17 protein-coding genes and 1 tRNA gene are annotated in these 19,086 nt (G+C 30.9%); 13 read left to right on the top strand and 5 right to left on the bottom strand.

Features of this window, described 5'->3' with window-relative positions:
- The first annotated feature begins 20 nt into the window (after positions 1–20).
- Together QLQ96_RS05015 and QLQ96_RS05010 are read left to right on the top strand one after the other, a co-directional pair.
- Entirely contained in the window at positions 21–689 is a 669-nt protein-coding gene (locus QLQ96_RS05015) for a head GIN domain-containing protein (protein ID WP_482495197.1), read from the top strand.
- Positions 690–702: 13 nt separating this feature from the next.
- Positions 703–1,383, top strand: coding sequence for a LysE family translocator (locus QLQ96_RS05010; RefSeq protein ID WP_482495195.1), 681 nt, complete (start codon positions 703–705; stop codon positions 1,381–1,383).
- Positions 1,384–1,666: 283 nt separating this feature from the next.
- Here QLQ96_RS05010 and QLQ96_RS05005 read toward each other — a convergent pair.
- Both QLQ96_RS05005 and folB read right to left on the bottom strand, forming a co-directional pair.
- Positions 1,667–1,737 (bottom strand) — tRNA-Cys (locus tag QLQ96_RS05005).
- 94 nt (positions 1,738–1,831) lie between these two features.
- Positions 1,832–2,191, bottom strand: coding sequence for a dihydroneopterin aldolase (gene folB, locus QLQ96_RS05000; protein ID WP_482495193.1), 360 nt, complete (start codon positions 2,189–2,191; stop codon positions 1,832–1,834).
- Positions 2,192–2,298: 107 nt separating this feature from the next.
- On the opposite strand from folB, the gene QLQ96_RS04995 reads away from it, so the two are divergent.
- The 5 genes from QLQ96_RS04995 (at position 2,299) to QLQ96_RS04975 (ending at position 7,435) form a co-directional block, all read left to right on the top strand.
- A complete protein-coding gene (locus QLQ96_RS04995; RefSeq protein ID WP_482495191.1) occupies positions 2,299–4,416 on the top strand; it encodes a glutamine--tRNA ligase/YqeY domain fusion protein in 2,118 nt (705 codons plus the stop codon).
- Positions 4,417–5,852: 1,436 nt separating this feature from the next.
- Positions 5,853–6,332: a hypothetical protein gene (locus tag QLQ96_RS04990; protein WP_482495189.1), complete on the top strand. Its 480-nt coding sequence runs from the start codon at positions 5,853–5,855 to the stop codon at positions 6,330–6,332.
- A 94-nt stretch (positions 6,333–6,426) separates the two neighbouring features.
- Positions 6,427–6,753 (top strand): YtxH domain-containing protein, encoded by a 327-nt coding sequence (locus QLQ96_RS04985; protein ID WP_482495187.1) that lies wholly within the window; start codon positions 6,427–6,429, stop codon positions 6,751–6,753.
- Between the two features lie 73 nt (positions 6,754–6,826).
- On the top strand, positions 6,827–7,177 hold the full coding sequence (locus QLQ96_RS04980) for a competence protein (RefSeq protein ID WP_482495185.1): 351 nt from the start codon (positions 6,827–6,829) through the stop codon (positions 7,175–7,177).
- A gap of 3 nt (positions 7,178–7,180) precedes the next feature.
- Positions 7,181–7,435, top strand: a complete 255-nt coding sequence (locus QLQ96_RS04975) for a DUF6327 family protein (protein WP_482495183.1) — start codon at positions 7,181–7,183, stop codon at positions 7,433–7,435.
- 20 nt (positions 7,436–7,455) lie between these two features.
- Here QLQ96_RS04975 and QLQ96_RS04970 read toward each other — a convergent pair whose 3' ends face one another.
- A complete protein-coding gene (locus QLQ96_RS04970; RefSeq protein ID WP_482495181.1) occupies positions 7,456–8,439 on the bottom strand; it encodes an SPFH domain-containing protein in 984 nt (327 codons plus the stop codon).
- Between the two features lie 137 nt (positions 8,440–8,576).
- The gene (gltX, locus tag QLQ96_RS04965; RefSeq protein WP_482495179.1) at positions 8,577–10,082 is read right to left on the bottom strand and encodes a glutamate--tRNA ligase; all 1,506 of its coding nucleotides are present in this window, start codon (positions 10,080–10,082) and stop codon (positions 8,577–8,579) included.
- A 163-nt stretch (positions 10,083–10,245) separates the two neighbouring features.
- On the opposite strand from gltX, the gene QLQ96_RS04960 reads away from it, so the two are divergent.
- The 3 genes from QLQ96_RS04960 to QLQ96_RS04950 all read left to right on the top strand — a co-directional run bounded on the left by QLQ96_RS04960 (position 10,246) and on the right by QLQ96_RS04950 (position 14,668).
- Entirely contained in the window at positions 10,246–13,647 is a 3,402-nt protein-coding gene (locus tag QLQ96_RS04960; RefSeq protein ID WP_482495177.1) for a coiled-coil domain-containing protein, read from the top strand.
- Positions 13,644–14,063 carry an rRNA maturation RNase YbeY gene (gene ybeY, locus QLQ96_RS04955; RefSeq protein ID WP_482495176.1) on the top strand — a complete coding sequence of 140 codons (420 nt, stop codon included), beginning with the start codon at positions 13,644–13,646 and terminating at the stop codon, positions 14,061–14,063. Before QLQ96_RS04960 ends, ybeY begins: the two co-directional genes overlap by 4 nt.
- Positions 14,064–14,461: 398 nt before the next feature.
- Positions 14,462–14,668: a hypothetical protein gene (locus tag QLQ96_RS04950; RefSeq protein WP_482495174.1), complete on the top strand. Its 207-nt coding sequence runs from the start codon at positions 14,462–14,464 to the stop codon at positions 14,666–14,668.
- 239 nt (positions 14,669–14,907) lie between these two features.
- On the opposite strand, the gene QLQ96_RS04945 is transcribed toward QLQ96_RS04950, so the two are convergent.
- Positions 14,908–15,063: a UBA domain-containing protein gene (locus QLQ96_RS04945; RefSeq protein WP_482495172.1), complete on the bottom strand. Its 156-nt coding sequence runs from the start codon at positions 15,061–15,063 to the stop codon at positions 14,908–14,910.
- A 99-nt stretch (positions 15,064–15,162) separates the two neighbouring features.
- On the opposite strand from QLQ96_RS04945, the gene mnmG reads away from it, so the two are divergent.
- From mnmG to QLQ96_RS04930, 3 genes are all read left to right on the top strand, one after another.
- Positions 15,163–17,034 (top strand): tRNA uridine-5-carboxymethylaminomethyl(34) synthesis enzyme MnmG, encoded by a 1,872-nt coding sequence (gene mnmG / locus QLQ96_RS04940; RefSeq protein ID WP_482495170.1) that lies wholly within the window; start codon positions 15,163–15,165, stop codon positions 17,032–17,034.
- A gap of 333 nt (positions 17,035–17,367) precedes the next feature.
- On the top strand, positions 17,368–18,216 hold the full coding sequence (locus QLQ96_RS04935) for a class I SAM-dependent methyltransferase (RefSeq protein WP_482495169.1): 849 nt from the start codon (positions 17,368–17,370) through the stop codon (positions 18,214–18,216).
- Between the two features lie 236 nt (positions 18,217–18,452).
- On the top strand, positions 18,453–19,037 hold the full coding sequence (locus QLQ96_RS04930) for an OmpH/Skp family outer membrane protein (RefSeq protein ID WP_482495167.1): 585 nt from the start codon (positions 18,453–18,455) through the stop codon (positions 19,035–19,037).
- The last annotated feature ends 49 nt before the right edge of the window (positions 19,038–19,086 follow it).

Here is a 19,086-nt window from a genome sequence, read left to right as displayed (position 1 = left end):
ATTAATTTAAAAATAAAAGTATGAAAAAGCTAATTATAGGAGCAGCAATTTTATTTGTACAAATGTCTTTTGGTCAGGTTACCAAAGAGTTGGGTGATTTTGATACCGTTAAAGTGTTTGATAAATTAAGCGTAAAATTAGTTCAAGGTTCTGAAAATAAAATTGTTATAAAAGGAGCAAGAGAAGCAGAACTAGAAGCTGTTAATAAAAATGGTATTTTGAAACTAAGAATGCCTTTTCCAAAACTTCTATCAGGAAATGATCTTGATATTACTTTATATTACAAACATATAGAATTGATTGATGCTAATGAAGGAGCAACTGTAACAAGCAATGAAGTTATTAAAGCAACTTCGTTTAAAGTAAGTGCACAAGAAGGTGCAGTCATTAATGTTGATTTAGATGTTGATAAACTGAAAGTAAGCTCAGTATCAGGAGGTTCAATTACATTAACGGGTAAAGCGTCAAATCAAGATGCTAGTTTAGGAGCTGGAGGTTATTTGCTAGCAAGTAAATTGAGTACTTCTCAGACTACTGTAAGCGTTTCTGCGGGAGGAAAAGCAGATGTTAATGCTTCTACTCTTGTTGAAGCAAAAGTGAGCGCAGGAGGCTCTATTTACATTTATGGAAAACCAAAACAAATAAACCAAAAAACAGTTTTTGGAGGTAAAATTGAAGAAGTAAAATAACAATTCGTAATTGATGATTAATGATATTCTAGCGGGGCTTCCCTGGGGACTTGTTCTCAGCTTTATGGTAGGACCAGTATTTTTTGTTTTATTAGAAACCAGTATCACAAAAGGTTTTAGATCTGCAATTGTTTTTGATTTAGGCGTAGTATTAGGCGATATTTTTTTTATTGCTATCGCTTATTTAGGAAGTTACAGATTGATTGCGAGTTTAAAAGATGATCCAGCTCTTTTTATTTTTGGCGGTATTGTTATGCTTTCTTATGGTATTATTTCGTTTGTAAAACTAAAAAAAGAAGAAAAAATAAACGATGAAGAAATCGACCGTGATATTTTAAAAAGAAACTATGGAAGTTTGTTTGTAAAAGGCTTTTTACTGAATGTTATTAATATTGGAGTTTTAGGATTCTGGTTGGCAGTAATTATTTCTGTAGGACCAAAATTAGATATGCAGACTTCAAGAATGATGACATTTTTTACTGCAGTAATTATCACTTATTTATTAATTGATTGTGCTAAAATTTTATTAGCCAAACAGTTAAAATCAAAAATGACTCCAACTAATATCGTAAAAATAAAAAAAGGAATTAGTGTTGTTTTAATGATTTTCGGATTTGCTTTAGTAATTCAAGGCTGGTTTCCAAAAGAGAAAGAAATGGTTAAAAACGCATTCGAAAGAATAGAGAAGAAGTAGTTGTTAATAACTCAAATTATATCAAAAAAGCCTCTGATTTTCAGAGGCTTTTTTGTGTTTATAACGTTCGTTTAAAATTTTGACAAGTTGGCTATTTACAGATTCAGTTTATCATTTCTCCTTCATAAAAATGACAAGATTGTGAAAAATTAGATATAAAAAAAAGAGACAAATTTCTGTATCTCTTTCTGATTTATCGTTTGGATTCGAACCAATATATTTTAATTAATTTTTTATAAAAATTAGGCATAAAAAAACCTTCAAATTGCTTTGAAGGTTTTTGAGGCATCGTCCGGATTCGAACCGGAGTAGGAGCTTTTGCAGAGCCCAGCCTAGCCGCTCGGCCACGACGCCATTACTTGAACGGATGGCAAAAGTAACTAAAATCTTTAGATTTCAAAAGTTTCAACTAAACTATTTTAAAAAAATACAGATTTAATTTGAATGATTACTTTCTAATTTCCGTCATTTTTATAGTAACTGACTCAACATCACCACCAATAGGAGGATTAATTTTAGAAACCCAAACTGTTGTTTTTTCTACAGTTTCTATCTCTGCCAGCACTCGAATATTGATTCTTTTGGCTACATGTTCTAATAAATGCGAACGAATTGCCATTTCTTCAGCTACAATTTTGTTCAAATGAACGTAATCAACAGTATCTAAAAGATGATCAGTTTGTGCTGATTTCTGTAAATTGGTTTTAATTTTTAGATCAACAGTATAATCAGATCCTATTTTTCCTTCTTCAATTAAACATCCGTGGTATGAAAAAGTACGGACATTTTTTAGTTTAATAACTCCCATTTTTTTATTGTTTCAGGTTTAAAGTTTCAGGTTTTGCGCCACTTAAGTAACTTTAAACCTGAAACCTGAAACCTTTTTTTTATCTTTGCTAAAATTAGTATAAAATAATGGCATCAGAAGAGAAATCACTCAATTTTATTGAACAAATCATAGAGGAAGATTTAAAATCAGGTCTTTCACAAAATAAACTTCATTTTCGTTTTCCACCAGAACCAAATGGTTATTTACACATTGGGCACGCAAGTTCTATTGCATTAAATTTTGGTTTAGGTATTGATTATCAGTCACCTGTAAATTTACGTTTTGACGATACAAATCCAGAAAAAGAAGAACAGGAATTTGTTGATGCTATTAAAAAAGATGTTGAATGGCTGGGTTATACCTGGGCAGAAGAACGTTATGCGTCAGATTATTTTCAGCAATTGTATGATTGGGCCGTTTTATTAATTAAAAAAGATAAAGCGTATGTTGATAGTCAATCTTCTGAAGATATGGCGATTCAAAAAGGAACTCCGTCAACAACCGGAACAGATAGTCCGTTTAGAAATCGTTCTGTAGAAGAAAATTTAGATTTATTCGAAAGAATGAAAAACGGTGAATTTGAGGCTGGTACACATATTCTTCGTGCAAAAATTGACATGAAATCAACCAATATGTTGATGCGTGATCCTATCATGTACAGAATTTTACACAAACATCACCATAGAACGGGCGATGCCTGGAAAATCTATCCAATGTACGATTGGGCGCATGGACAAAGTGATTATTTAGAAGCTATTTCACACTCATTTTGTACACTAGAATTCTTGCCTCACCGTGAATTATACGATTGGTTTTTAGATCAGATTTTAGATGAAAATAACATACGTCCAAAGCAAAGAGAATTTGCAAGACGTAACTTATCACATACCGTTGTTAGTAAAAGAAAATTACAGCAACTAGTTAAAGAAAAGCATGTTAACGGTTGGGATGATCCAAGGATGTCAACAATTTCAGGATTAAGAAGACGTGGTTATACAGCTGCTTCTTTACGTAATTTTGCTAATACAATCGGAATTGCAAAACGTGATAATTTAATAAATGTATCAGTTTTAGAGTTTTGTATTCGTGAAGATTTGAACAAAATTGCACCTCGTGTAATGGCAGTTTTAGATCCTGTAAAAGTGGTAATTACCAATTATCCGGAAGGAAAAGAAGAGTGGTTGGAAGCTGAAAATAATCAGGAAGATGAAAATGCAGGTTTCAGAAAAGTGCCTTTTTCTCGTGAATTATACATTGAAAGAGAAGACTTTTTAGAAGAAGCTCCAGCTAAATATTTCCGTTTGACTTTAGGAAAAGAAGTGCGCCTTAAAAATGCATATATTATTAAAGGAGAATCAGTTATAAAAGATGCTGAAGGAAACATTACAGAAATTCATGTGACGTATGATACCGATTCTTTAAGCGGAAGCGGGACAGAAGCAAGTCAAAGAAAAGTGTCTGGAACATTGCATTGGGTTTCTATTCAACATGCAGTTGAAGCAGAAGTTCGTTTGTACGATCGTCTGTTTACAGATGAAGCTCCAGACAGTTATAAAGAGAAAAATTTCTTAGATTTTGTGAATCCAAATTCTTTAGAAATCGTTACTGGATTTGTTGAACCAAGTTTATCAACAGCTCAAAATGAAGATAAATTTCAGTTTCAACGTTTAGGATATTTTACTGTTGATAAAGACTCAACTCCTTCAAAATTAGTATTTAACAAAACTGTTGGATTGAAAGATGCTTGGGAAGAAAAAGGTAAAAAAGAGGAAAATAGCCTTAATAATTCTTTGAAAGATATTAACAAATACTTCAAAGTTGAAACTAAACCTGAACGAATTGCAATTGAAAGTGCAATAGGGGAGAACATCAAAAATGTTTCAAGTTTCTCTTTGATTCAGAATTCATTAAAGAAAAATATCAACAATAATAAGGCTTCGCTGTTGTTTTCTCAGTTTATTTTGAAATATTCTAACTGGAAATCTACAGATTTTGAAGAAGAAGATATTAAGAAATTATATTCAATGTCTTTAAAAAGTGAATCGACTTATGTGAGATCAAAAGCACTTTTAAACTTAAGAGATATTGAAAATGAAAGTTTTAGAAATCAATATGATGACGAAATTTTGAAATTATATTCAAATCCACCAAAAAATGCTTCGGAAAGAGAAAATGAAATTCTTTCTGAAATGGTGAAGAAGTAATATCAACTAAATTTATGAAAAGCGCTTTTATAAGCGCTTTTTTTTATTATATAGATTTACTATCAATATTTAAAATTTTATAATTTTTATATATTAAAAGTGACTCTCATAAATTGATTTTAATAGAAAAATAAATTTAATTGAATAACTAATTCGTTTTTTAATTTTCAGTTTATTAGAAGTCTTTATTTTAATTTTATACTTTTTCAGCTCCCGATTTTACTATCAAATTTGATATTATAACTTTAATTGATGTAATTTTGTATTTTTAATTATAAAAATTTATTATTTATAAAATCTATCAATTTTATATTTTTAATTTATTTTATATATTAAAAATAGCTTTCATAAATTGATTTTAATGTAAAAATAAATTTTGTTTGATAACCAATTCATTTTTTAAATTATAGTTTCTTAAAACCTTTTATTTAAGTTTTTCTATTTTTTGACTTCCAATTTTGCTATAAATTTCAAATTCATAAGATAAATTTATTTATTTTAATGTTTTAAATCAATAGTATTTATTATTAATTAAATCTATATAATTTTAATTTTATATTAATATTTATTATTATTAATATAATCTATTTAAATTTTATTTTATATATATATATGATTATTATTTTTAAAATCTATTACTTTATTTTTTTAATTTAATACTATTTATTATTTATAAAACCTATTTTATTTAAAATTTTGATTTGATTCATTGATATAAAATAATCTTGATAAATTATGTTCACATTAAAATAAAAATGGTAGAGTAGAGAAGATCATTTTTGTTTTTCATTTGCTAAGACTCTTTATTTCTTCTTGAAATTTTAAATTAAGTTTTTTCTTATATTTTATTTTTTTGACTTCAATTTTAAAGTATAAGATATTATTATTGATTTTTATAAAACTAAAATTTTATCTATTATTTATAAAAATGATTAAAAAACTAAAATTTATAGTTTTTATAGATTGATTTTAACCTCCATAAATTGATTTTAAGACGTTTTTTAAACTTAATAGATATATTACTCATTTTTTAAATGATTGTTTATTTACGGTCTTTATTTTGATTTTTACTGTTATTTTAGTCAGTTTAACGGCTTGTTAACATACAATTGTTTATAAAACTGCTATTTTTAACTCAATATCAAAAGTCAGAGATGATTTTTGTAAAAATTAAAATTTGCCGTAAAGAATCTAAGTTGAAATTTATTGTTTTTAGAAACTCGTAATTTTTATAATAATAGATTTTCAAAACTGATTTCCCAAAAAGACAATTTTATGTTCTGATTTTTATTATGATGTAATTTTGATAATATTTTGCCTAAAAAATATTTTTCAAATTAGATTATAATGTGCAAAATTCCATAATGTTGAATTTGTGTGAAAGTTTAGTTTTTAAATTTCAAAGTCTGACAATTTTTAATTTAAATCTAATTATCATGAAAATTTTATATTTCGCACTAGCTTTATTATTTGCTAACGTAGCAATTTCGCAAACACATCAAATTACAAAACACAATGGAGAGCAACTTGATGTAAATTTTATTAAAACTGAAAACGGTTTTGTTTATTATTCTTTAAACGGAAGTTTTGAAGAGATCAAAATTAGTAAACACGCTGTTTCATCAATTACAAATAAGCAATCAAAACAAACTCAGAAAGTTTCTGATAAAATAGTAGTTGATTCAAAAGACGATTACAAAATGGTAACTGTTTTGCCACAAGAAAAAACAATAGGACTGAAACAAGTTGCTAGTTTTACAGGTGTATCGACTAGGACAAAAGGCGAACCGCCAATTGCAAATCAGAATCAGACTGCTATGAGAATTAAAACTAAATCAGCTTCAAATGGTTATCCTTTTGTTAGCATTGTCGAAAAAGGAGATGGTAAGTATGAAGCTGTGGCTTATGTGTATTAATAAGACTGTTAATTTTTTGTAAATTACAATTTATCAAAGTTTTATCGTTTTAAAAATCAGTATCTTTAATTAATAATTTTAAATTGTAACCATCATGTCTAAGAATTTAAATACAGCAGCGGCAATTCTAGCTGCGGCAGCTGCGGGAGCGGCAATCGGAATTTTGTTTGCACCAGATAAAGGATCTAAAACTCGATCAAAACTTAAAGAAGGTATTGATGATGCTAAGCACAATATCAAAGATTCTTTTGATGCTAGTTCTGAAGTTCTTCGTGAAAAATTTACAAGTGCAACTCATAATCTTGACGGGACATTAACAGAGTTACTTTCAAATGTTAGTCATAAAACCGAAGAAGTAATTACTTTTTTGGAAACTAAACTTGCTGATTTAAAAGCGCAGAACGCTAAACTTCAAAAATAATAACAATTACATAAAGCACATTACTGACTTATTTTATAAGTAGTTTTGTGCTTTTTTTTTTAAAATTATAATTATGGCTTTTGAAGAATTAAAAGAAAACACTGATAAAGTTCAAGATCAGGCTAAAGAATATATTGAAAGTCATTTAGCGTATTACAAACTTTGGGGTTTTAAGGTTGCAATGAAATCGACAACTTTGATTTTTAAGTTTACGCTGATTTTATTATGTTTCAGTATGGTTATGATTTTTGGATCTTTCGCCGCAGCTTATGCTTTTGGTTCTTTGTTTGAAAGTAATGCTCTCGGATTTTTGGCAGTAGGAGGGATCTATCTTTTCTTTACAATTTTACTTTTCTTTGTAAAAGACAAGTTTGTTGAAGGACCAATTTTGGAGAAATTTTCAGAAATCTTTTTTAATGATTAATTTATGGAAAGAAAAAAATACTCTTCGTATGCTGAGATTGAAAGAGATCTGGAAATTCTGAAACTCGAGAAAGAGATCAATTATCAGAAATTGGTTTTAAGTTTTCAGAAAACTAAAGAAAGCATTACACCGCAAAATATTGTAAATGGTTTTGTTTCATCTTATACAGGTTATGTTAGAAAATCATTCCCAGAAATTTTACAATCCATTTTACCATTTGTGATCAATTGGTTTATGAATAAAAAAAGAGGCAATTAAGCCTCTTTTTTATTTTCAAATTATTGTTGAATATCTGGTTGAATGTCATCTTCGTAACCAGATTCTCTGTGAGTTGGTTTTGGTTTTTCAATTTTCTTATTGGTCTTTTTCATCATTTCTCCAACTTGGTTAGAAGCTGTAAAAGAAGCAACCATATTATTCAACATGTCGCTTCCAGCTTGTGGAGAATTTGGAAGAAGAATTAAGTTTGAATTTGCATCAGCTCCAATTGCTTGCAAAGTATCGTAATGTTGAGTAACTACAATTAGGGCAGAAGCTTCTTGAGAATTAATTCCAACATTGTTCAAAACTTCAACACTTTCTACAAGACCTCTTGCAATTTCACGACGTTGATCTGCAATACCTTGACCTTGTAAACGTTTACTTTCTGCTTCGGCTTTTGCTTTTGCAACGATTCTAATTCTTGAACTTTCAGCTTCAAATTCTGCAGCAGTTTTTTCTCTATCAGCAGCGTTGATTCTGTTCATCGCATTTTTTACCTGGATGTCTGGATCAATATCTGTAACCAAAGTATTGATGATATCATATCCGTAAGTAGACATTGCTTCGTTCAACTCACGTTTTACTGCAACAGCAATATCATCTTTTCTTTCAAAAACATCATCCAATTTTAGTTTCGGAACTTCGGCACGAACTACGTCAAAAACATAAGATGTAATCTGATCGTGCGGATATTCTAACTTATAAAATGCTTCGTAAACTTTATCTTGAATTACTTTAAACTGAACTGAAACTTTCATTTTGATAAAAACGTTGTCTCTAGTTTTAGTTTCGATGATAACATCTAGTTGCTGAATTTTAAGATTTACTCTTCCGGCCAATCTGTCAACCATCGGAATTTTAAGTTGTAATCCTGAATTTCTTACACTTTGGAATTTTCCAAAACGTTCGATAATTACAGAAGATTGTTGTTTTACAGTAAAGAAAGACGACATAAAAATGAAGAATGCCAATACTAAAAAGATAATTAATGCTGTGTTCATGGTGATATTAATTTATATTTATGATTTTGGTAAATTACGAAAATTCTTCTAAAATAAAATTATCAAACATTAAAAAAACGCTAAGAACATTTTGTAGATGTTTCTTAGCGTTTAATATTTAGTTTATATTTTTAAAACTATAGCGTTGAAATTGCTTTCTGAATTCTAGAAATAGTTTCTTCTTTTCCAATAATTTCTACAATGTCAAATAGGTGAGGACCTTTCAAAGCTCCAACCAAACTTAAACGGAAAGGTTGCATAACTTTACCCATTCCGATTTCGTTTTTAGTTAACCAATCTTTCACAATTGTTTCAATATTTGCTGAAGTAAAATCTTCAATATTTTCTAAAACAGAAATCAATTCTTGCATTAAAGCTGGAGTTTCTTCTTTCCAGTTTTTGCTTGCTTTCTCATCATAAGATGTTGGCGCTTGGAAAAAGAAATCTGTTAACTCCCAAAAATCAGAAACGAAATTGGCTCTTTCTTTAATCAAAGAAACAATTCTAGTTGTCACTTCGATAGGAGTAGAGAAACCTTTTTCTTCTAAAATAGGAGAGAAGGTTTTTGCTAAATCAGCATCATTTTGTTTTACTAAATATTGGTGATTGAACCATTTGTTTTTCTCAGGATCAAATTTAGCTCCAGCTTTGTGAACTCTATTCAAGTCAAAAGATGCAGCCAATTCTTCTAGAGAATATATTTCTTTATCAGTTCCATCATTCCATCCAAGTAAAGCAAGGAAGTTTACAACTGCTTCTGGGAAAAATCCTTTTTCTCTGTAGCCAGATGAAATACCTTCTTCTGTTTTCCATTCTAAAGGAAATACAGGGAATCCCATTTTATCTCCATCTCTTTTTGATAATTTACCATTTCCAACTGGTTTCAAAATCAAAGGCAAGTGTGCAAATTCTGGAGCGTCCCAACCAAAAGCTCTGTATAATAAAACGTGAAGTGGCATAGATGGCAACCATTCTTCACCACGAATTACATGTGAAGTTTCCATCAAATGATCATCCACAATATTTGCTAAATGGTAAGTTGGCATTCCGTCACTTTTGAATAAAACTTTATCATCCAAAAGATTCGTTTCAAACTTAACATCACCGCGAATGATATCTTTTAAATGTAAAGTTTCATCAACCGGAGTTTTGAAACGGATTACATAATGTTCTCCATTTGCAATTCTTTTAGCCGTTTCTTCAGCAGAAATTACTAATGAAGTATCTAATTTTTCACGATTTGTATGATTGTAAATAAATGTTTTTCCTTCAGCTTCTTGCTCTTTTCTCAAAGTATCAAGAGATTCCGGAGTATCAAAAGCATAATATGCCCAACCTGAATTTATTAATTGATCGGCATATTGCTGGTATAAATCTTTACGTTCGCTTTGTCTGTACGGACCAAATTTTTCATTTTTTCCAACAGTTTCTTCAGGAGCAATTCCTAACCATTCAAGAGCTTCCATAATGTAAGCCTCTGCACCAGGAACAAAACGAGTCTGATCTGTATCTTCAATTCTCAGATAGAAAACTCCGTTATGTTTTTTTGCAAATAAATAATTAAATAGGGCAGTACGAACTCCGCCAATATGTAATGGTCCAGTCGGACTTGGTGCAAAACGCACACGAACTTGCTTTGACATTTTGTTTAAATTTTGATGCAAAGATACGACTCTGAATTAGAAAATTAGGTAATGAGAAAATTAGATAATTTCTTGTTTTAAGCTTAATTGACTAATTTTCTAATTGAATATTATCTAATTAATAATTACTACTTTTATAGGTTATAATTAAAACAGATTTATTTTGAAAACATCATCTGCAATATATCAAAAGCTAGAAGCTTTCATTAAGAAATATTACACCAACGAATTGATAAAAGGGATCTTACTTTTTACCGGTTTTGGTCTATTATATTTTTTGTTTACGCTTTTTGTAGAGTACTTTCTATGGCTAAAACCACTAGGAAGAACTTTCCTTTTTTGGATTTTTATTGCTGTTGAAGTTTTCCTTTTGGTTCGTTTAATTCTGTTTCCATTATTCAAATTATTCAAACTTCAAAAAGGAATCGATTATAGCCAAGCTTCAAAAATTATCGGAAATCATTTCACTGAAGTGAGCGATAAGCTGACGAACTTTTTACAATTGTCTTCAGAAAATAATGCTGAAAGTTCAGAATTAGTTTTAGCTTCAATTGAGCAAAAGGCAAATTCATTGCAACCAATTCCGTTTGGAAATGCAATCAATTTTAAAGCAAATAAAAAATATTTGCCATTGGCTTTAGTTCCGATTTTGCTTTTTGCGGTGTTTTATATTTCAGGAAATAGCAATGTAATTTCTCAAAGTTTGAATAGAGTAGTGCATTTCAATGCTGCATTTTTACCACCAGCTCCTTTCAAATTTGTGGTTTTGAATACTAATTTACAAGCTGAACAAAACAAAGATTTTGTGATCAAAATGGAATCTGTTGGAAACGTAGTTCCAGAAAATGTGATGATTCATATTGGTGACGAAAGTTATTTTATGGAATCTTCTCAACCTGGAAAGTTTGAGTTTAAAGTGGAGAAACCAGCAGAAGATATCCGTTTTTCTTTTGAAGGAAATTCAGTTCTTTCAGAAGAATATGATTTGAAAGTGGTAACTGTTCCATCTATTGCAAACTTCGAAATGGTTTTGAATTTTCCTTCTTATCTAAAGAAAAAATCAGAAACAATTCAAGGAACTGGAAACGCAATTGTACCTGAAGGAACTACTGTAACTTGGAAAATGAACACGAAATCTACACAAGAAGTAACATGGAAAAGAGATAATGAAGTATTCAAGTTTAATAAGGTAGAAAATGAGTTTAAATTGGCTAAAAATATAAGTCAAAATACAGAATATCAAATTCTTACGTCAAATGATAAGGTTAAAAACTACGAAAAATTAGACTATCAGCTGTCTGTAATCAAAGATCAGTATCCAACCATTAATGTGGGGCCTGCACCAGACAGTTTGAAGCTAGATAAGAACTATATTTTAGGAAGATTAGGTGATGACAACGGACTTTCTAAACTACAAATTGTATACTACGAACGTAACAAACCTCAGTCTGCTAAGCGTGGAAACATTCCTGTGAAGGCTGGAGTATTTGATCAATTCGTTTTTAATTTTCCAAGTAACCTTCCAGTTGAAGAAGGTGTTTCATACGAATACTATTTTGAAGTTTTTGATAACGATGCACCACACGGATTTAAGAGTACAAAGTCTTCTACGTTTACAGATCGCGTAGCAACAACAGATGAAATTCAAGATCAAGAATTACAACAGCAAAATAATAATATCAATAGTTTATCTAAATCTTTGAAGAACCAAACGAAGCAAATTTCTGAAATGGACAAGCTTCAAAATACAGGAAAAGAAAAAGACAATTTAGAGTTTAAAGATCAGCAGAAGATCAATGATTTTATCAAACGTCAGAAACAACAAGACGAAATGATGAAACAATTTTCTGAGAAAATGAATCAGAATCTAGACAAGTTTAAAGATGATAAGAAAGATAAAACAGCTGAAGATTTACAAAAGCGTTTAGATAATGCTCAGAAAGATTTAGAAAATAATCAGAAATTATTAGACGAATTAAAGAACTTGAATGAAAAATTGAACAATGATGATCTGTTTGATAAGATGGAAAAGTTCAAACAAATCAGTAAAAACCAATCTCGTAATCTAGAACAATTGGTTGAGTTGACCAAGCGTTTTTATGTTTCAAAGAAAGCAGAACAAGTTGCTGAGAAACTAAACAAACTGTCAGAACAACAGGAACAGTTATCTAATAAAGAAAAAGAAAACACTAAAGAGAAGCAAGATGAAATAAATAAATCTTTTGATAAGATTCAAGAAGATTTAAAAGATTTGAAAGAGGAGAATAAGACTTTAAAGAAACCTTTGGATATTCCTTCTGATGCTTCTAAAGAGAAAGATGTAGACAATGATTTGAATAAAGCTTCTGATGAATTGAGTAAAAAGAATACTTCTGGAGCTAAGCCAAAACAGAAAAGTGCGGCGAAGAAAATGAAGAGCATGGCTCAGGAAATGCAGAGTGAAATGGAAGGTGGAGAACAAGAACAATTAGAAGAAGATGTGGCAATGCTTCGTCAGATTCTAGATAACCTTTTAGCTTATTCTTTATCGCAAGAAGATGTGATGAAACAGTTCAAAGCAATGAAATTAGGTTCATCTACATTTACAAAGAACATCAAGATTCAGCAGAATTTGAAACAACAGTTTAGACATGTTGATGATAGTTTGTTTGCACTTTCATTACGTAACCCAAAGGTGGCAGAAGATGTGACCAAAGAAATTGGAAACGTACAATACAACATGGATAAGGCAATTGAAACGTTAACCGATGTTCAGATTCCTAGAGGAGTTTCACACCAGCAATATGCAGTTTCATCTGCTAATAAACTTGCAGATTTTTTAAGTGATATGTTGAATAATATGCAGATGTCATTGCCTAAGCCAGGAATGGGAAAACCAAAACCAGGTGACGGACAAGGAATGCAATTGCCAGATATTATTCAGAAGCAAAAAGGTCTTGCAGATAAGATGAAAGACGGAATGAAATCTGGACAACAACAAGGTAATAAACCTGGTGAAGGAAAAGATGGAAAGTCTGAACAAGGACAAAGTGGTCAAGGAAAAGATGGTCAGGGTAAAGAAGGCCAAGGAAACAAAAGTGGAGATAAAGGTTCTTCTGGTAAAGATGGGAAAAGTGGAAAAGGCGAGAAGAACGGAAATGAAGGTGAAGATGGGGAAGGAGATGCAGAAGCTATCATGGAGATTTACAAAGAGCAAGTCAAACTAAGAGAAGCATTGCAAAAAGAATTAGCAAAGAAAGGTTTGGACTCTCAAGGTAAATCTGTGATTGATCAAATGAAGCAATCTGAAAAGCAGATTTTAAATAAAGGATTTAAGAATGAGAATTTACAGCGTATACTAAATATCCAACAAGAATTATGGAAATTGAATAATGCAGTTCAGCAACAAGGGCAAGATACACAAAGACAATCTGAAACAAATAAGGCTGAATTTACAAATCGTTCGAATGCTTTACCGAGTTCACTATTGGAATATTTAAACAGTGTGGAGATATTAAACAGACAATCACTACCTTTGCGCTCGAATTTTAATCAAAAAGTTCAAGAATACTTTAATACAAAATGATAAATTTTAATTACGAAACAGATTTTGAGTTAGGAGATGAACAAGCATATAGCGATTGGCTAAGTGCTATAATTGTTTCTGAGAAGAAGAATGAAGGAGAGATCAATTACATATTTTGTGATGATGAATATCTTCATAAGATTAATGTTGAATATTTAGATCACGATACACTTACAGATATTATCAGTTTTGATTATACTGTTGGTAACGAGTTAAATGGAGATATTTTTATTTCTGTTGAGCGTGTTGCAGACAATGCAAAAGACTTCAATGTTTCATTTGCTGAGGAACTTAAAAGAGTGTTGTCTCATGGTATACTTCATTACTGTGGATACAAGGATAAGACAGATGAAGATGCTCAATTAATGAGAGCTAAAGAAGAAGAAAAGATGAAGATGTTTCACGTGGAACAGTAATTAATTATCTTTCTAAAATATATATATGTTCCACGTGAAACGTTTTAGTATTTCATTTTTCACAACGTTCCACGTGAAACATACCTAGAAAAACAAAGTAATTATATAACATTCCACGTGGAACGTTATATAAAAAATTCGGATAAAGATTAAATCGTTCCACGTGGAACGATTTTTTAGGTTTGAATTTTAATGAAATAATGAAGATATTTCACGTGGAACGATTCTTGAAATTGATATTTTAAGGATGGAAATTTAAAACGTTTCACGTGGAACATGAGTTTGATTTCTGATTTGAAAGTTCATAATGGAAATTTAGAATAGAAGTTTAGAATGGAAGTTTAGAATGGAAGTTTAGAATGGAAGTTTAGAATGGAAGTTTAGAATGGAAGTTCAGAATGGAAGTTCAGGATGGAAGCTCAGGATGGAAGATTAGAATGGAAGTTTGGAATGGAAGTTTGGAATGGAAGTTTGGAATGGAAGTTTGGAATGGAAGTTTGGAATGGAAGTTTGGAATGGAAGTTTGGAATGGAAGTTTGGAATGGAAGTTTGGAATGGAAGTTTGGAATGGAAGTTTGGAATGGAAGTTTGGAATGGAAGTTTAGAATGGAAGTTTAGAATGGAAGTTTAGAATGGAAGTTCAGATTGGAAGTTCAGATTGGAAGTTTAGAATGGAAGTTTAGAATGGAAGTTTAGAATGGAAGTTTAGAATGGAAGTTTAGAATGGAAGTTTAGAATGGAAGGTTGGAATGGAAGTTTTGAATGGAAATTCAGAATGAAAATTCAGAATAAGAGTTAGAAGTGTTTCACGTGAAACACTTTTGAAGATTCTAGTTTGAAGATTCTAGTTTGAAGATTCTAGTTTGAAGATTCCAGTTTGAAGATTCCAGTTTGAAGATTCCAGTTTGAAGATTCCAGTTTGAAGATTCCAGTTTGAAGATTCCAGTTTGAAGATTCCAGTTTGAAGATTCCAGTTTGAACTTAAAATTTGAAACTTCAAACCTGAAACAAAAAAATACACGTTCCACGTGGAACAAAGAAAATATAAATGTAATTCTAAAAACTGCGTAAGCGGTTTTTGGAGAATAATGAAACAAAAATGTTTTTAGAAGAATACGATGTTATTGTGGTTGGTGCAGGCCATGCTGGTTCTGAAGCTGCGGCAGCGGCTGCAAATTTGGGATCGAAAACTTTATTGGTTACAATGAGTTTGCAAAACATTGCACAGATGTCTTGCAATCCTGCGATGGGAGGAATTGCAAAAGGACAGATCGTTCGTGAAATCGATGCGCTTGGAGGATATTCAGGAATCGTTTCAGATAAGACTGCGATCCAATTCAAAATGCTGAACAAATCAAAAGGACCTGCAATGTGGTCGCCAAGAGTTCAAAGTGATAGAATGCGTTTTGCAGAAGAATGGAGAATGATGTTGGAGGGAACTCCAAATTTAGATTTTTACCAAGAAATGGTGAAAGGGTTAATTATTGAAAACGGAAAGATAAAAGGAATTAGAACTTCACTTGGTGTGGAGATTTGTTCCAAATCTGTGGTTTTGACAAATGGTACTTTTTTGAATGGTTTGATTCATATCGGAGAAAAACAATTTGGTGGAGGTAGAGCAGGAGAAAGTGCTGCAACCGGAATTACTGAAGATTTGATTAAAGCAGGTTTTGAAGCTGGAAGAATGAAAACTGGAACGCCACCTCGAGTAGATGGACGTTCTTTAGATTATTCTAAAATGAACGAAGAAAAAGGAGATGCTAAGCCAGATAAATTTTCTTATTCAGATGTGACTTCTCCGTTAACGCATCAACGTTCTTGTTACATGACGTACACGTCGTTGAATGTTCACGATATTTTGAGAGAAGGTTTTGATCGTTCTCCAATGTTCAACGGAAGAATCAAAAGTTTAGGGCCAAGATATTGTCCTTCCATTGAAGATAAAATAAATCGTTTTGCAGATAAAGAGCGTCACCAATTATTTGTTGAGCCAGAAGGATGGAATACTTGCGAAGTTTATGTAAACGGATTTTCAACTTCACTTCCAGAAGATATTCAATTTAAAGCGCTTCGTTCGGTAGCAGGTTTTGAGAATGTAAAATTCTTTAGACCAGGTTATGCTATAGAATATGATTTCTTTCCACCGACACAATTGAAACATACTTTAGAAACGAAGTTAGTTGAAGGATTATATTTCGCTGGACAAATCAACGGAACGACAGGTTACGAAGAAGCAGCTTCTCAAGGTTTGATGGCTGGAATAAATGCACACTTGAAAGTTCATGAAAAAGATCCATTAATTTTAAAACGTGATGAAGCATACATCGGAGTTCTAATTGATGACTTGATTACGAAAGGAACAGAAGAACCATATCGTATGTTTACATCAAGAGCAGAATATAGAACATTGTTGCGTCAAGATAATGCCGATTTCAGATTGACTCCAATGTCATACGAAATTGGTTTAGCGTCTGAAGATCGTTTACGAAGAATGGAAAGAAAATTAAATGAATCTGAAAAGATGGTTTCATTCTTCAAAGAAACAAGTGTAAGCATTGCAGAAACAAATCCGATTTTGGAAGCAAAAGAATCTGCACCAATTTCACAAGGAGATAAAATGTTTAAGATTTTTTCTCGTCCGCAAGTAGAATTGGAAGATATGTTGAAATTTGAAAAAGTTTCTGAATATATCAAAGAAAACGATCTTGATGAAGAAATTGTAGAACAAGCCGTAATTCAGGTAAAATATTCTGGATATATCGAAAAGGAAAGAAATAATGCCGACAAGTTGAATCGCTTAGAAGATGTGAAAATACCTGAAAATTTCGACTACAATAAAATCAAATCAATGTCTATCGAAGCAAAACAGAAATTAGGCAAGATTCGTCCTGTAACTATTTCCCAAGCTTCAAGAATAAGCGGAGTATCACCAAGTGATATTTCCGTGCTTTTGATTTATATGGGAAGATAAAAAAGTTTACAGTCGCAGTTTTTAGTATGCAGTTCAATTGTGACTGATAACTGCGACCGTAAACTAATAATGTTCCACGTGAAACCTTTTTCTGAAAAATGAAATGATTTTAGATAATAATATATCATTCTTAGTCGTTCCGAAAGTGGAAATGTAAACTGAAAATAAACTATTTTAAAATTTTGATCAAAATAATGATTTGCAAAAATGTTAGATTATTTAAATTTTGATAAAAAGAGAAAAAAAACAAGAAAGAAAAAAAATCCTAAAAGCGATAAAATTTCGTTTTTAGGATTTGCTATAAATTAAACCCAATATCTATAAAATTAAAAAATGAACGTTTTAAATAAAAAACATTTTCTTACGGTTAAAGACCATTCTGTTTCAAAAGAAATTTTTGATTTGTATTACGATGAAGAATTGGATATGCTAATTACTTCTCCACAACCCGAACTTCAAAATTTGGGAAGATATTACGAAAGCGAAGATTATATTTCGCATACAGACAATAAACGTTCGTTATTTGAAAAAGCCTATCATTTCGTAAAAAATATTGCGCTTCAAAATAAATTGAATTTAATCAATAGCCAGCAACAGCAAAAAGGTAAAATTTTAGATATTGGTGCTGGAACTGGAGATTTTCTTTTAACTGCAAAAAATGACGGTTGGGAAACAATTGGATTAGAACCAAGCGATCGTGCAAAAAATATTGCAAAGCAAAAAGGAATTTCATTTGTAGAAGAAATTAGCGCTTTAGAAAATCATTCTTTGGATGTGATTACAATGTGGCATGTTTTGGAACATGTGCCAGATTTAGAAAATCAAATCAAAGAATTGAAGCGTTTATTGAAACCAACTGGAACATTAATTATTGCGGTTCCAAACTACAAATCGTTTGATGCAAATCATTATCAAACTTTTTGGGCCGCTTATGATGTGCCAATTCACTTTTGGCATTTTTCAAAAAAATCGATTCAATTGCTTTTTGAAAGAGTAGATATGAAATTGGAAAAGATACTTCCAATGAAGTTCGATTCGTTTTATGTGAGCCTTTTATCTGAAAAATACAAAACAGGAAAAATGAATTATATCAAAGCTTTTTTCATCGGTTTAAAATCAAATTGGAAAGCAAAAAGTACAAAAGAATATTCATCGCATATTTACGTTCTTAAAAACAAATAGGCTGAAAATAATCTAACAAAAAGCTATTTCTTCAAATTATGAAGAAATAGCTTTTTTTGATTTGAAAAGTTGAAAAAAACAGCTTAAAATTTGCTATAAAGTTGAATTATTGCTATTATTTTTTCGATAAATAAAAACAATATCATAAAATTTGCGCATTTTTTAAACTTTATGCTGATGCTATTGATTTTTTTATATTTTTGTCTTCAATACTTAAAAAATAGAATTTAAAAAAAATGAAAAAAGCATTAGTTATTATCGCACTTTCAGTTTTCGCAGTTTCTTGTAACAAAACAGCAGAGGTAAAGGAAGTAAAAACAGCTTACGTGGATACTTCGGTTTTGATGAAAGAATACACTGAGGCAAAAGATTTAGAGGCAAAGTACAAAGCTCAAGCGGAAGAAAAAGGTAGACAATTACAAGCTGAGATTTCACGTTTTAGACAAGAGGCTGCTAATTTTCAAAGTCAAGCACAAGCAAACGGTCAAGCTTGGGCACAGCAAAAAGGTGCTGAATTGCAAAAAAAAGAGCAGCAATTAGGTTATGCACAACAAGCATTAGCACAACAATTGCAACAAGAAAGTGGTGTTGAAATGGATTCTCTTGTTAGTGGAGTTAAAAAATTCATTAAAGACTACGGAAAGAAAAACGGTTACTCTTACATCTACGGAACTGGAGATGCTGCATCAATCTTGTATGCTGAAGAGAAATACGATATCACAAAAGAGATTGTAAAAGCATTAAACGACAAATACAAAGCAGAGCCAAAAACAGATGCAAAACCAGCAGCTGAAACAAAAGAAGGCGAAGCTAAAAAATAAAACTACCAAACTAACTAAATTACTGAAAACCTAAATCCACTGCGATTTA

The organism is Flavobacterium sp. B167r, assembly GCF_056824315.1.
Note: the sequence above shows the minus strand (reverse complement) of the source record. Positions and strands in the feature narration are given on the sequence as shown.

Bases quoted from the DNA above. Each gene is read 5' to 3' on its own strand.
- QLQ96_RS05015 (WP_482495197.1), top strand. From the start codon at position 21: ATGAAAAAGCTAATTATAGGAGCAGCAATTTTATTTGTACAAATGTCT.
- QLQ96_RS05010 (WP_482495195.1), top strand. From the start codon at position 703: ATGATTAATGATATTCTAGCGGGGCTTCCCTGGGGACTTGTTCTCAGC.
- folB (WP_482495193.1), bottom strand. From the start codon at position 2,191: ATGGGAGTTATTAAACTAAAAAATGTCCGTACTTTTTCATACCACGGA.
- QLQ96_RS04995 (WP_482495191.1), top strand. From the start codon at position 2,299: ATGGCATCAGAAGAGAAATCACTCAATTTTATTGAACAAATCATAGAG.
- QLQ96_RS04990 (WP_482495189.1), top strand. From the start codon at position 5,853: ATGAAAATTTTATATTTCGCACTAGCTTTATTATTTGCTAACGTAGCA.
- QLQ96_RS04985 (WP_482495187.1), top strand. From the start codon at position 6,427: ATGTCTAAGAATTTAAATACAGCAGCGGCAATTCTAGCTGCGGCAGCT.
- QLQ96_RS04980 (WP_482495185.1), top strand. From the start codon at position 6,827: ATGGCTTTTGAAGAATTAAAAGAAAACACTGATAAAGTTCAAGATCAG.
- QLQ96_RS04975 (WP_482495183.1), top strand. From the start codon at position 7,181: ATGGAAAGAAAAAAATACTCTTCGTATGCTGAGATTGAAAGAGATCTG.
- QLQ96_RS04970 (WP_482495181.1), bottom strand. From the start codon at position 8,439: ATGAACACAGCATTAATTATCTTTTTAGTATTGGCATTCTTCATTTTT.
- gltX (WP_482495179.1), bottom strand. From the start codon at position 10,082: ATGTCAAAGCAAGTTCGTGTGCGTTTTGCACCAAGTCCGACTGGACCA.
- ybeY (WP_482495176.1), top strand. From the start codon at position 13,644: ATGATAAATTTTAATTACGAAACAGATTTTGAGTTAGGAGATGAACAA.
- QLQ96_RS04950 (WP_482495174.1), top strand. From the start codon at position 14,462: ATGGAAGTTCAGGATGGAAGCTCAGGATGGAAGATTAGAATGGAAGTT.
- mnmG (WP_482495170.1), top strand. From the start codon at position 15,163: ATGTTTTTAGAAGAATACGATGTTATTGTGGTTGGTGCAGGCCATGCT.
- QLQ96_RS04935 (WP_482495169.1), top strand. From the start codon at position 17,368: ATGAACGTTTTAAATAAAAAACATTTTCTTACGGTTAAAGACCATTCT.
- QLQ96_RS04930 (WP_482495167.1), top strand. From the start codon at position 18,453: ATGAAAAAAGCATTAGTTATTATCGCACTTTCAGTTTTCGCAGTTTCT.